This is a genomic window from Streptomyces sp. MNU76, from assembly GCF_020982545.1.
Taxonomy (GTDB): domain Bacteria; phylum Actinomycetota; class Actinomycetes; order Streptomycetales; family Streptomycetaceae; genus Streptomyces.
The window spans coordinates 1,061,118-1,074,908 of sequence record NZ_JAJKLK010000001.1 but is presented as its reverse complement, the minus strand read 5'-3'; the positions used below and the strand labels follow the sequence as shown (position 1 = coordinate 1,074,908).

The following is a 13,791-nucleotide window of genomic DNA, read 5'->3' as shown; positions in this document are numbered from 1 at the left end:
ACCCCATGAAGTCAGCAACTCCCCCGAACGGGCATATGCCACAGCGCCTCACACCCGAACGCGAGTTCACCATGCGCTTCACCTCGACGCCGCGCGGTGCCCGCCTCGCCCGCCGACTCGTCTCACACCGCCTGGACGACTGGGGCCACTCCTACACCACCCACGTCAACGAAACACTCACCCTCATCACGGCGGAACTCGCCGCCAACGCCGTACGCCACGGGCATGTCCCCGGCCGGGACTTCCACCTTCACCTCGTCCTGGGCGAGGGCATCGTCCGTGTCGAGGTGACCGACACCCGCGCCGAGAAGCAGCCTCCGTCCAGCCCTCCGGTGACCGACTCGCTGTCCGAGTCCGGCCGGGGCCTGCTCCTCGTCGCCGCCCTTTCGGACGACTGGGGCATCACCCCTCGCCATGCCGCCCCGGGAAAAACCGTGTGGGCTGAGCTGCACGTGCAGCAACAGGGCCACCCGCGCACGCACCGGGTGGCCCCCGAACCGACCGACGTCGAACTACTCCTGGCTACGGCTTCGCTGCTGCGCGACGACCTCGGGTCGCGGCCGCAGGACGCCAGGCACGGAGGTCGTCGTCGGTGAGGCCGTGCTCGCCCTGCTTCTGCTGGCGGTAACCGGCGAAGAAGTCGGCCGGGGAGCCGCTGTAGAGCATGTCGAACTCGTTGTGCCACTGGGACAGCCACGGCTGGAGTTCCAGCAGGCCGGCGAGGAACGGTGTGATCTCCTCGGTGGACAGTGCGGTGTTGGTGAAATAGGTGGCGAGGGCCTGCGCCTGCTCGCGGTGGTCCCAGCCGGCCCACCCGTACAGCTCGGGGGTGGCGGCGTTGGTCTGCCCGTAGGAGATGAACCGCTCCTTGGGCACGTCGAGCTTGCCGCGCGCCCTCCAGTAGGAGGGGCGGAGGAAGTCGGCCGAGGTGTACTTCGGCGGTACGGGGATGGAGTCCCGAATCTTCCGCTTGGCGGGCTCGTCGGGCGCGGCGTCCTCCTTGCGCTGGAGGTCCCACACATCTTCCCAGTCGGCGCGCTTCTTGAGCCCGGAGAGCTTGTAGCGCAGGGCGGAGAGGAACGGCACGTGCTCGTCGGTGATCAACTCGGCGACGACCTTGGCGAGTTCCTTGCGGGGCGCGTAGAGCTTGGCGACGGAGACGAAGTCCTCGTCACGGGAGAGGGCGTCGGTGAGGCGAGCCAGGGTGAGGATGGCGGGCTGACCGTTCTCGTCGAACCAGTGGTCCCGATTCTCCATACGGTCGAGCAGCCAGGAGCGCAGGGCCTTCTCCTGGAGCGCGTCCCAACCCTCGGTGGCCCAGCGGCGCTTGTACTCGGGGCGCTCGACCATGCCAATGGCGCGGTTCGACTCGATAGCGTCGATGCGCTTCTGGACGATCTCTTGGTATGGGGCGGGCCAGTGGGCGGGGATCTCCGTAATCGGGGTGGAGTTGTGCCGCTTGAACCACTCGTCGCTAGCCTCGCCTGCGGCTACTCGGCGCGCGAGGACGATCTCAAAGGCGCGCTCACCGAGGGCGAGTTTCGGGATGTTGGGGTCCTCGGGGTCCTCGGAGACGCGAAGGTCTTCGGAGTGGAGGTTATAGAGCGAGTAGACCTGCCAGTCCAGCTCCTCTTGGAGAGTGACCATGCGGGCGCAGGTAGTCTCCCAGCCAACGCAGGCTTCGCGGAGGTTGAATGCGCTGGGGGGCGCCTTCGCAGCTACGACTGCGGGACTGGTGGCGGCAAACTGGTGAGCGAGACTGTCAAGGGCAGCGGCAAGCCGGACGGGGTACTCAGCAGGGAGGGGAAACTCTTCGAGCTTTGTGCCCGTGAATTCATAAAATTGCTCCCAGTGCTCCTCAGCAATACCGCCCCCGATACCACCCCCTCCCTTGTTGTGGCACATCATCTTTAGCCAAAAACAAGCAGTGGAGCTATTCAGCAACCCCAGGAGCTTAAGGTACTCCTCCTCGCTTGCCCCCTCTCGCAGCTTTACGACCCGCGCAGTCTGCTTGAATACCTTCCCTCCTCGATCCAAGACGAAATGGTTGTGAGTGGCAACGAATGCGAAGACGATGGAGAGCGGCGTTTTAAGCTTGGCAGGATACAACTCTTGCCATTCGTACCAAGTCAGACCCCGCTGGAGCATGGGAGTGCCAAACCGGCGTCGATGCGAAATTGCTGCCCGATAGGGCCGCAGATACCGCTCCGCGCCTGGAATCTGCTCCAATGACTGCACCTTAAAATCGGAACTATACACCCATACCGAATCAAACGCCGGAGTGAGTTGATAATCACGGATCACATCGCCGGTGACCATAGGTCGCGACTCTTCGATGCGATTTCTCCCGATACTGCCATTCCGAGGCAATAGGTAAAGGTCATCTTCTCCAGTAACCGACGAGATCCCGGACTCAGAGGTGATCTCCCGGACGAAGCCAACCGATAGCGCAGCAAGCTGCTCAACCATCTCAAGGCCACCATCAGTCAGGATCCACGGCTGCCTACCAAAGTAACGATCTCGATCGAGGTCTTCAACCGAGACCCACCGACTTACAGACCCAGGCTTGTCAATTTGGTCGACAATTGCACTCCAGACGAGCCCCTCCTCCGCCCTCTCCGGCTCGCTCGGCTCGCCTTGAACACCTCGTACCGTGCGGATCACCTCTGAACGTCTTCCACGTCCGCGCCTCTTGCCTACCAGGATGACCGTTGGCGTTCCGTGGCCGGGAATGTAAGCTCCCGAAGTGTCGATAACTTCAGTCAACTCCACACTATGCCCGAAGTATGTTTCGATTAGCCTAGTGCCGAACTCTCGTTTCATAAATGAGTTCGCGGTAATTTGACCGACCAATCCACGACCCGATCCATCACTTTCTCCACCCTTGGCCAGCTCGAAGAATCGCTGAGCAAACGGCACCGAAAGTGCATACTTTCCTGCACACGCGCTGTATAGCTCCCGATACAAAGCATTTAGCTTCGCATCCTTCACAGTGATATACGGCGGGTTGCCAACCACGACGTGATAACGTCCCGGCTGCAGAATCTCCGGGTGCTCGTGCACGTCCTCCGTGGCGTATGCGAACGAGGCCAGGGGGTCGTCGAAACCGACCTCATCACTGCCCAGCGTCAGCTCCAACTGGCGAGCCTTAATGAGGGAGTCGCCCGCCGCCAGGTGCACCGGCCACTCAAACTTCGCCGCCTCCCCCAGCGTCCGCACGCCACTAGCCGCCATAGCCGCAACCAACAACCGGAACCGAGCAATAGCCACCGCGAACGGATTGATGTCCACCCCGTGCACCGAGTCCAGCGCAGCCCTCACTCGCTCATGCACGTCACGCCCAGGTTGCCCCTCCCCCCACAGCCGCACCAGCCGCCGAAACGCCCCCAACACAAAGTGCCCCGACCCACACGTAGGGTCGATCATCTTCAGTTCCTCGTACCCGAACTCCCGCACCGCCGGGTTCATCGTCCGGTCGAGGATGAACTCCTCCACGAACTCCGGCGTCTGGAGCAGCGCATACGTCTTCCGCGCGGCCTCGCTCAAGTCCTGGTACAGGTCACCCAGGAACCGCGTGTCCCACCCCTCCGTGCCGTCCTCGTTCAGCGGGTCGGTGAAGTCGTGGACGAGGACGCCCGCCTCGTCCCTCCCCCGCCAGAACTCGACCAGATCTCGCGCGCCGTCATGCGACAGCGGGACCTGGTACAGCGGGTTGTGCCGCTTGTCGAAGAGGAGCCGTCCGGCCTGCCCCTGCCCCAGCTCCTCGAACGCCTTCTCCAGCCAGCCCCGGTACGTCGGGTCCTCGTCCGACTCCACATACGCGTCGTACCGAGACTCCGCCAGCTCCCGGCGGTCACCGTCCGGCCCCGTCAGATACGGCTCCGGGATCAGCCGGTTGTCCTCGCAGAACCGTACGAAGACCGTCCCCAGCACCCACGCCACCGCGACCTGCGTGACCCGCTCGTCCAGCCACGCGTTCCACGTCGCCGCCGTACGCCCCAGCTTGCGTGCCTGGTCGTACTCAGCCCTCAGCCGCGCACCGACGTCCCCCAGCGCCTTCACCTGTCGCCCGAGGTCGGTCTCGACCACCTTGACCTGCTGCTTCAGGTCGTTCAACAGAGCCTTGCGGTCGATCACTTGACGTCTCCCTCGACACCACTGGCACCGGCACTCGCCATGCCCTCGCCCTCGCCGGACCCGCGATGGGCGTTGCCCACCCACGTGTCCGGAAGCTGAATCCACTCCCCCAGGCCGGCCTGGTACGGCACGGCCACCTGCCCGAGCCGGGGCTCACGCGACGGGTCGGCCTGCGGGACCAGGAGCCACAGCCCCCGCCCGCCACGCCGGGCCGCCGACGCCAGCCGGTCCAGGACGCCCATCGCGTCGTACCGCGCGAACACCCCGGCCTCCGTCAGCAGCACAGGACCAGCGCGGTCAACAGGACCGGCCCCGCCACCACCGTCGCCCAGCAGCTCCGCCACCCGGGGCTCCACCGCGCCCCACGCCGTCCGCACGTACTCCGCGAACTTCACGGCACCCTTCGACCCCGGCTCGGCGGCGTCCGCCTTGAGCAGGGTCTCCCAGGTCGGCTTCGTACCCGGCGTGACCTGCGCGTGCAGGGCCTCCAGGAACAGCTCCGTCACCGACACCGCGCCCGCGCCCAGCCGCTCCGCGCCCAGCTCCCGCACCGCGTCCCGTACCAACTGCTGCCGTACGGTCAGCACCCGGAACCCGTCCCGGCGGGCCGACGCGAGCAGCCGTTCCTCCGCGCGGACCGCGCCCGCGAGCTGCGGGTCGTCCGCGTACCGCGTCACCGCACCCGTACGCGTCGACTGCCGCCACGCGCCCGTCGTGAGGTAGCTGGACGCGTCGTCCACCCGCGTCGGCAGGTAGCGCAGCGTGCCCGTGTCCTCGCGTGTGTTCAGCGACAGTTCGAAGCCCGCGTCGCGCAGGGCCTTGGTGAGTGGGCCGCCCGTCGGGAGGTCGTGGGAGGTGCCGCCCCGGCCGTCGACCACGACCAGCTCGGGGAAGCGGGCGCGCACCCGCTCGTGCACGTCCTCGCCCGTCAGGCCGGGCTGCCGCCCCTCCGGTACGCCCGGAATCCAGCGGACGAGCCCGGCCTGGGTGAGCCGCAGGGCCCGGACCAGCGGCAGGTCGCGCGGGTAGATCTCCAGGCGCGGAGTGGCGGCGGCGTTCACGGACGCCGCTGCCGCCAGCTCCACCATGCGCCGCTCGTCCCAGTTGACCGCGCCCGGCGGCACCGTCAGCGCGCCCAGCTCGGCCAGGACCGTCGCGGCCGTCGGCAGGGTGTCCAGCTTGGCCAGCCGGTCCGCCGTACGGCCGAGACGGGTCGCGTACTCCAGCAGGCCCGGCGCGGTCGGGGTGTCCGGGCCGTCGTCCTCCCGTACGTCGAGGGCGAGCAGGCCGGCGCCCAGGGACTCGTCCGTCGCCTTGCGGTTCGGCTGGTGCTGGAACTCGGCCTCCTGGGGCACCAGTTGCTCCACCTCGACCACGGCCCGTACGGCCGCCAGCGCCATCGCGCGCCGCTGCTCGCGCCCCGCGAGATGCGTGCCGCGCCGGACCGCCAGGGCGTCCGCGATCTCGACCGCCGAGGCGACCCGCCCCATGCCGACCAGCAGGTCGATGATCTCCTCGCGCAGCGCCTGGACGGCGGGCTCCGCCTTCCAGCGCTTGCGCTCGTCCTTGAGCAACAGCGAGATACTGCCGTAGCTCAGCCCGAGGGCCTCCGCGACGTCCTTCTGCTTCGGCCAGACGCCGATGTCCGGCAGGACCCCGTGCTCGTCGGGCAGGCGCAGCAACAGCCGTACCATCTCCGCCTTGTTGCGGTTGGAGCCGTTGTTGTTGACGGCGGGCACGAAGACGGTGGCGAGGGTGTCGAGGCTGACCGAGCGCAGCGTGCGGGCGGGCAGCGTCCCCGCCGACTCGCCCGTGGCGAGGTGGCCGACCAGGGCCGACTCGGCGGCCGTGAGCTGCTCCAGCTCCTCCTTGGCCTCCGCGCGGCCCTTCGGCGTGAGCGGCGAGACGGGGATCTCGCGCAGCCGCTCGCCCCACTCCCGCTGCCGCTGCTGGACCTCGTTGCGGGTCTTGGCGCCCAGGCCGGGGGCGTTGACGAGCTTGCGGCGGCTGTAGTCGAGCAGTTCGCCGACGGTCGTCAGGCCCAGGCCGTACAGGAACGACTGGGCCGCGAGCGTCAGGCCGGAGACGGTCAGCGGGGTGTCCCGGGTGACCTCGGCGGCGAGCCGGTCGCGCTGCTGCTCGGCGCTCTCGGGTTCGGCGTCCGCGATCCCCGCCGCGGCGGCGCCCTGGGCGGGCAGGCCCTCCCCGGTCGTCGTGGGCGCCGGGGCCGACGCGCGGGTGCGGTGGCTGGACGGGACCGTCTGCGACGCGTCGAGGAAGACCTTGCGCCAGGCGTCCCGCATCGGCTTCAGCTCGGGGTACCGCTGGGCCGCGTCGCGGTGCAGGGCCTTCTGGAAGAAGGCGACGAGACCGTCCCGTACGGCCGGGTCGAAGGCTTCGGCCGCGATCGTCGGGTACGGCCAGTCCTTCGCCTCGGTCATGCGGGGCAGGACGCTGCCGTCGCCCCACTTGGGCAGCTCGCCGGAGGCCATCTGGTGCAGGGTGACGGCGACGGCGTACCGCTCGGCGTGCGAGTCGTACGAGCCACGGGTGATGACGTCGACGAAGGGGTCGAGGTAGCCGTCGGTGCCCGCGTCGGTGCTCTTCGCCGGGTAGCCGGCGAGGGAGAAGTCGATGAGGACGAGTTCGCGGGTGCGGTTGGGGCGGATGCGGATGGCGATGTTGTCCGGCTTGATGTCGCGGTGCCAGACGCCCTCGCCCTCCAGGAAGTCGACGGCGCCGAACAGGTAGTCGCCGTACGCCTCCAGCTGGTCGACCTGGAGGCGGCCGTTCTCGCGGAGCTGGCGGGCGACGGTCTCCTCCCGTCGGCGCGGGCGGGACCCGGCCTCGCCGCCCTGCCCGGTGTCGTCGCGTTCGTCGCCGACGTACTCCAGGGCCAGGACCGTACGGCCACCGATGTGCAGCGGCTCGGGTTCGACGAGGCGGATGATGCCGGAGTGGGGGCGCAGGCGGCCCATGGCCTCGGCCTCGCGGGCCAGGATCTCGCCCCGGCTGTCGGAGAGGGCGACCTTCAGCACGGCCAGCGGGCGGGTCTTGCGGGCCTCGGCCTGGAGGTCGCGAACGAGGAAGGCGCGGCTGGTGGAGCCGGTGCCGAGGCGGCGGCGGATCTCCCACCGGCCGGCGAACACGTCACCGGCGACGGCCTCCAGCGGGTCCTTGTCGGCGGGGGCCCCGTCCTCCTCGCCGGGCGCCTCCGTATCGGTGGCCGCTGGGGCGGGGGCGGTCAGGGAGTCCTCGACGACCTCCAGCAGCTCCAGGAACTCGTCCACGCTGGACAGGCGCTGGCCCGGCCGGTAGGCGGTGGCGGCCTGCACCAGGTCGTCCACGTCCTCCGACAGGCCGTCCACCAGGGAGCTGGGGCGCAGGCCCTCCCCCGCCTCCAGGCGGGCCAGCAGCTCGGCCTGGCTGGCGGCCGGGGCCTTGCCGGTGACCAGGAGGTAGGTGAGGACGCCGAGCCCGTACACGTCGAGGTGGACCGGGTCGGGGTTGAGGGCGGTCAGCTCGGGGGCGAGGTAGGCGTCGGCGTCGTCGGCCAGGTGCATCGCGGACAGGGCGGTCGGCGCGAAGCGGGTCATGCCCTGGCCCTGCGAGGAGTCGCCGCTGCGCTGGGTGGCGATCTGCCAGTCGGAGATCTGGAGGTCCGGAGTCAGCCAGGCGGCCTCCTCCCCGACGGCCCGGCCCTTGCGGCCGCGCGGCCGGGGGACGACGTGCACGGAGCGGGCGGCGAGCGCCCGGTGGTGGATGCGGCTGGCGTGCGCGGAGCGCATCGTCTCGGCGAGCTGGCGGACCAGCGCCATCCGGCCGAGGATGTCCAGCTTCTCGCCGTACTGGACCAGGTACTCGTCCAGCTTCAACGTGTCCGGGTGGTAGTCGAAGATCAGCGCGGGACCGGCGGTGTGCCCGGAGGGGAAGTACTGCTTGAGCTGGACGGCGCCCGGGTGCTTGAACCGGCCCAGCACCGCGGCCTCGCGGCGGGCGGCGTTCTCGACGGACTGGCGCAGGGAGGCGTCGGAGCCGCGCTCGCTGAGGTAGATGCGGACGCGGGCGGCCTCGGGCAGGTCGCTGTGGCGGGCGAGGTAGTCGGCCCAGGTGGGCCCGGAGTCGAAGGACTTCCGCTGCAGCTCGTACGGGCCGACCTTGTACTGCGCGTCGCTCTTGCGGATGCCGATGTTCTTGAGGGCCGCCTCGATCTCGCGCGAGCCGATCGCCGTGACGCGGCGCCGCTCGTCACGTGGGGGCTGCTTGAGCATCTCGACCAGCTGGGGGACGGTGTAGACGCCGTTCTGGTCGTGGGCGGGCAGCCGTACGCGGAGGCCGTTGTCGGTGAAGCAGACGGCCTCGGCGACCCAGACCCGCTTGTTGCCGGGCAGCGCGAGCAGGCCGGCCAGTTCCTTGGCCTTGCGGTTGACCAGGTGCAGCGGGTTGCCGTGCGTACGGCGGCGGCCGCCGGGCGTGGTCTGCACCCAGGTGCCGTTCTCGGAGGTGACCGAGCCGTGCCAGTCCTTCAGCTCGATCATGCAGACGCCGCCGGGGGCCACGACGAGCAGGTCGACCTCGCGGACGTGGCCGGTGTTCGCGGTGAAGGTGAAGTTCGACCAGGCACGCCAGGGGTCGGAGTCCGGGAGCTTCTCCCTGATCGCTTCCAGGCCGCGGCGTTCATGATCGAACTCGGACTCGGTGACCGTGACCCACCGGCCTTCCCGCATGCCTGTTCCCCGCTCGTCGTGTCCTGCAAGGGCCGCCGTTCCCCATGGCCAGACCCAGGGTCCAAATCCTAGTGGCCAGCCGTGCCGCGAAAAGAGACAGTGAAGGACGGGAGTACGGGACCTTCCACCTTTATCGCCCGAATTCGGCGACTTGCGGCGTGCGGACCACCCGCATTCTGGAGCCTCACCCATCCCCTCGGGTGGACATGCGCAGAATCCGCACAGCCGAGGCCATCGCGATCTACGCTGTCCGCCCGTCCGACGCCATCGCGTCCGGCGCCATCGCGTCCGGTGTCCGGACCGGACGCAGGAGCGTCCGAAATCGATCTGCTTCAACTGGCGCGTGCACTAACGTGGTTACCCGCTGCGCACCTTCCCGGAGGGTACGTCGGCGGTGTTCCAGGTGCCGGTCCTCGGCGATGAGCGACGAGTGGTCTCCATCGCGTGCCTCACGCGGTGTGACTGCGGATGCCCGGTAGGGCGATCCCTGCCATTCCCAGCTCACGCTCTGGAGTGGAACCCGATGAACCCCGTTGAGTACAACCTTGCACGTCGTGACCGGATTCGTCAGATTCTGGTCGACGTCACGGTGGGAGTCATCACCAATCTGCTGGTGACGGCCCTTCTCGTGGTAGCGCGCCTGGTCTTCTGACCGGCAGGTGGCGGGCCCGGGAGCCCGCCACTCCACCTGTCGGGCCGCCGTTTCAGAAAAGACGCAGCTCTCCGGGCGGAGTGTCCTTCTTCCGACGCCGCCTGCGGCGGCGGCTTCCTCGAGCGGGACGGGGCAGATGCGGCTGTCGCGCCTGCTCCGGCAGGTTCTCCCAGGTGGGGCGCAGACCGTGGATCTGGACGTCACCGACCAGCCCCTTCAGGTAGTCCCGGGTCTCCTCGTCCGTGGAGTAGAGCACGGTCGCCCGGCTCGCCCGGGTCATCAGCACGTGGTAGGCGTGCCGGACAAGGCGGGCGAACTCGTCGTCGTCCACGCTCTTCGGCTTCACCTTGGGATCGAACGACCCGGGAACGGCCACTCGCTTGACGCCCGCTTCCTTGTCCGCCCTCTCCTTGCCCCGGCGGAACACCCAACGATCGCCCCGGCGGACCATGTCCTCGCCCATGATCACGCCGCACCAGTCCCACTCCAGGCCCTGCGCGGTGTACACACAGCCGATCTGGCCGAGGCCGTTCTCGTGGACGGACCAGATCTTGGACGGGGGGACGGTCTTGTTCTCGCAGAAGGACTCACTGTCCGCGTTCCACGGCCGGTGCCAGTCACCGATCCGGACGTCGGGTTCGAGCCGCTTCTCCTTGCCCAGGGGTTTCGTCCAGGGCCAGCAGTATCCGGCGACCATGCGCGCGGACGCTCCCGCCGCTGCCTCGGAGCGGATGATCCGTTCGAGTTCCTCCGGGGTGTCGACGACCTCGACGTGCATCAGGCCGTCCGGGGTCCACGGCTCCGGCTCCGCGCCGGACACTCCCAGCGCGCCGCGCACCCAGCGGATGTAGGCGTCGCTGCCGCCGCACCGGAACTGTTCCCGCAGACTGCAGCGGACCAGGTGGGCGTCGTAGCGCCGTGCCGCGTCCTCCACGAGAGCGACGGTGCCGACCTCCTGTGGACGCACGGACTGCCCCTCGTCGAGGAAGAACACGGTCAACCGGGAGGCGTCGAGGAGTTCGTCCACCTGGGGCTTGGTGCCCCAGTCCTCGGGTTTCCAGAAGCGGTTGGTGGAGCGGTCGCGCAGGCGGTGGGCCTCGTCGCAGATCAGCACGTCCAGCGGCGGGTCGGGCGGGGTGACGAAGTTGCTGAAGTAGGTGAACGTCTCCTTGAACTCCCGGTCGCCGAAGCCGACGTGCTCCTGGAGGGCGCCGTTGAAGGCCCTGCTACCGCTCGCGTACTTGACCATATGGCCGTCCGCCTCCAGTTCGGCCTTGAGTTGGAGACCGATGGCGCTCTTGCCCGTACCGGCACCACCGGTGACGAGGAACACCACGCGACGCTCGTCGGGGACGAGGGCGGGCCGCCGGGGATCGGGTAGCACCTTGGCGGCGGTGCCGAGTATCTGGTCGGCGACCTTCTTCTGTCGGCCACGCAGGGTGAAGACCGTGTCCTCGCCGCTGGAGCGGATCATGGCGTCGAGCAACGGGGTGTTGCGCAGGCCCATGCTCCGTAACAGGATCTCGGCCGCCGAGTCGGCACCGTCGGCGGCGAAGCTGCTCCGCAGATCCGACAGCAGTTGGGGGCGGCGGTCGCTGGTGTAGACACGGGCGTAGGAACCGGTCGGCGCGTCCACGCCGACCAGTGGGAGCACTGCGGCGTCGGTGGCGTTGTGCAGATAGGCGAAGCCGCCGCACTCATAGTCCAGCCCGTGCAGCGGTCCTCTGGCGCTCGTGAACGCCTCGTAGTACTCGCGCAGTTGCAGCGCCGGATGCTTCTTCCTCCCCATACCGGGCACATGCACCAGCTCCGCGGTCGCCCGCTCCACCCGGGTGACCGTCGACCAGCGCTTCAGTTCGACGAGTTGGACGGACAGGCCGTTCTCCTCGGGATGGTGGCCCACGAGGACGACGTCGATGAGCCGCGGGTCCCCGGCCCGGTCGGTCTCGTCGAGCGTGGCCGCGCATTCGACGACCATCTCGACGTTCCCACGGTCGGCGGCGACCAGGTCCTCGGCGAGATGCACCAGGCTCTCCGCCCAGGCGGAACGTTCAGTCAACGAGGCGTCGGTGTTGAGGAAGTGCTTCCACCTCGCGGCGAGGTGGGGCACCATACGGCGCCTCGAGTTCAGGTTCAGCAGATCCCGCGCCGCCAGTTTCAGCAGGAGCATGGACACGAGGTGGATCCCCCAGGGCACGAGTGACTCGTGCGGATGGGGGCATGTCCACGTGGGAAGCCCGTCGGGCCGCAATGACGCCTGGGATCTTAGAGAAGTGATCGTCTCCCCCGGCGCATATGACACGTCGGTCGGCTGGAAGCACAGCCTTCATGGCCGGATACAACGTGCTCACCGACGCTGAAGGGGCTCCTCGAACGCCGCAGGTCGTGACTCCGATCGGCCGGACACCAGTTCCCGGAGCTTGTCCCGGGTCTCCGGGTCGGTCGAGTAGACGATCGTGCCGACCATGCCCCGCGTCAGCAGGACCTTGTACGTGTTCCGGATGAGACGGTCCACGTCGGCGTCCGATGTGGACTTCTTGAACACCAGGTCCTTGGACGCGGTGCGGTCGGTGATCCAACGGTCACCCCGCCAGACGAGGTCCGGGCCGATGATGACGCCGGACCAGTCGTACTCGAAGCCCTGGGCCGTGTAGACGCAGCCGATCTGTCCGAAGCCCGCGGGGTCGGTGGCCCACAGCGCGGACGGCGGCGCACCGGAGACCGACCGGTCGCCGCGCAGGTTCCATGGCCGGGCCCAGCCCCCGATGACGACGTCGAGAGGCAGGGGATCGCCGGGCTTGGGCTCGGGGGACCACCGCCAGCAGTAGCCGGCGGACATCCGGGCACCGTACTTCTCGGCGCGGCGGGCGTCGAGGAACGCCTCCAACTCCTCGGGGCTCTCCGCGAGCAGCAGTTGCATACGGTCGTCGGGCTCCCACACGACCGGCCCGCCGGGCTCGAGGCCGAGGAGCCGCACCACCCAGCGCAGGTAGGCGTCACTGCCCCCGCAGCGGAACTGGCTGTCCAGGGGCACGACATGGCAGCGGATGTCCCGTTTGGCCGCGGCCGCACGGATGTCGTCCACGGTACCCATCTCACCGGGCCGCACCACTTGATGTTCGTCGAGGAAGAAGACCGGTACGCGTGCGACGTCGATGAGTTCGTCGATCTGTGCCCGGCCGGTCCGCAGTGCCGCGCGGGTGTAGCGGTTGGCGGAGGTCTCCCGGATGCGGTGCGCCTCGTCACAGATCAGAGCATCCAGGCTGTTCTTCTCGGTGGTCATGAAGCTGTTGAAGTACTTGAAGAGATCCTGGACCTCCCGTTTCCGGGAGCCGGCCACCTTGCGCATGGTCTTGGTGAACGACTGCGAGCCGGTCGCGTGGACCGCGGCCACGCCCCTCCGGTAGAGCTCGCCGAGCAGTTGGAGCGCGATCACGCTCTTCCCGGTACCGGGGCCGCCGGTGACGATGACGACTTCCTTGCGGTCGGCTCGCTTCGCCCGCTCCACCGCGTTGAGCACCATGCGGTAGGCGACCTGCTGCTCGTCGAGAAGCACGAACTGCTGACGCTCGCGTACTTCCTCGGCTGCCACGGCCATCAGCTGCTTCGACGGCACCGTGGCACCCGAGAGCAGTTCGTCCGCGGCCCGTGCGCCCGAACGCTCGTCGCTCAGCCTCGCACGAAGGTGATCGAGGAATTCACCACGGCGTTGCCCCGTGAAGAGCAGCCCGCGGCCGTCGCGCTCGATGTCCCGCAGACCGGCCACGTCGAACTCCGTGGCGTTGTGCAGGAACGCCACTCCGCTGATCCGATGTCCGTGTTCGGCCACCGCTCCGTTGAAGTTGACCAGGTAGTCGCAGTAGCGCCGCACCTGCTCGATGGGGTTGAGTACCGGGTGGCTGTATCGCTCCACGTGACACAGGGTGGGATCGTCCTCGTGGGGCAGGACCTGGCTCCACTGTTTCAGCTCCACCACGACGTACGACGGCTCGCCCGTGACCGGGTGGACTCCCGCGAGGACGACGTCGGCGCGCTTGCTGTTCAGCGGGAGCGCGTACTCCAGCATGACCTCGACGTCGCCCAGGCCGGCGTCGTTGAGCGCGGCGGCCAGGACGGGGATGCTGCGCTCCCAGGAACGCACCTCCGAGGCGCCGGGCCGATAGCCGTGCAGGTGCACGAACTGCTCGGTGAGGTGCAGAAACAGCGAACCGTCGAGTGCCATGACGGCGACCGTTTTCGCGGACGCGCGGAACAGCAAGGACTTCCCCCAGGCAG

At 68.6% G+C, this 13,791-nt stretch carries 6 protein-coding genes; 2 read left to right on the top strand and 4 right to left on the bottom strand.

Going from position 1 to position 13,791, the window contains the following annotated elements:
- The first annotated feature begins 5 nt into the window (after positions 1-5).
- Positions 6-596 (top strand): ATP-binding protein, encoded by a 591-nt coding sequence (locus tag E4N62_RS04650; RefSeq protein ID WP_230212037.1) that lies wholly within the window; start codon positions 6-8, stop codon positions 594-596.
- On the opposite strand, the gene pglX is transcribed toward E4N62_RS04650, so the two are convergent.
- Positions 523-4,137: a BREX-2 system adenine-specific DNA-methyltransferase PglX gene (gene pglX / locus E4N62_RS04645; protein ID WP_230212036.1), complete on the bottom strand. Its 3,615-nt coding sequence runs from the start codon at positions 4,135-4,137 to the stop codon at positions 523-525. The two genes, E4N62_RS04650 and pglX, sit on opposite strands and share 74 nt — an antisense overlap.
- Positions 4,134-8,864 carry a BREX system serine/threonine kinase PglW gene (gene pglW, locus E4N62_RS04640; protein ID WP_230212035.1) on the bottom strand — a complete coding sequence of 1,577 codons (4,731 nt, stop codon included), beginning with the start codon at positions 8,862-8,864 and terminating at the stop codon, positions 4,134-4,136. The genes pglX and pglW overlap by 4 nt, the downstream gene beginning before the upstream one ends.
- A gap of 523 nt (positions 8,865-9,387) precedes the next feature.
- Between pglW and E4N62_RS04635 the strand changes: the two genes are divergently transcribed.
- Complete coding sequence (locus E4N62_RS04635) at positions 9,388-9,516, top strand: DUF6408 family protein (protein WP_230212034.1); 129 nt, start codon at positions 9,388-9,390, stop codon at positions 9,514-9,516.
- A gap of 52 nt (positions 9,517-9,568) precedes the next feature.
- Here the strand turns inward: E4N62_RS04635 and E4N62_RS04630 are convergent, their stop codons facing one another.
- Both E4N62_RS04630 and E4N62_RS04625 read right to left on the bottom strand, forming a co-directional pair.
- Complete coding sequence (locus E4N62_RS04630) at positions 9,569-11,686, bottom strand: DUF2075 domain-containing protein (protein ID WP_230212454.1); 2,118 nt, start codon at positions 11,684-11,686, stop codon at positions 9,569-9,571.
- A 177-nt stretch (positions 11,687-11,863) separates the two neighbouring features.
- Positions 11,864-13,774 (bottom strand): DUF2075 domain-containing protein, encoded by a 1,911-nt coding sequence (locus tag E4N62_RS04625; RefSeq protein WP_230212033.1) that lies wholly within the window; start codon positions 13,772-13,774, stop codon positions 11,864-11,866.
- Positions 13,775-13,791: the final 17 nt, after the last annotated feature.

Excerpts from the sequence above, each read along its gene's own strand:
- E4N62_RS04650 (WP_230212037.1), top strand. The coding sequence starts at position 6 with ATGAAGTCAGCAACTCCCCCGAACGGGCATATGCCACAGCGCCTCACA.
- E4N62_RS04630 (WP_230212454.1), bottom strand. The coding sequence starts at position 11,686 with ATGCTCCTGCTGAAACTGGCGGCGCGGGATCTGCTGAACCTGAACTCG.
- E4N62_RS04635 (WP_230212034.1), top strand. The coding sequence starts at position 9,388 with ATGAACCCCGTTGAGTACAACCTTGCACGTCGTGACCGGATTCGTCAG.
- pglW (WP_230212035.1), bottom strand. The coding sequence starts at position 8,864 with ATGCGGGAAGGCCGGTGGGTCACGGTCACCGAGTCCGAGTTCGATCAT.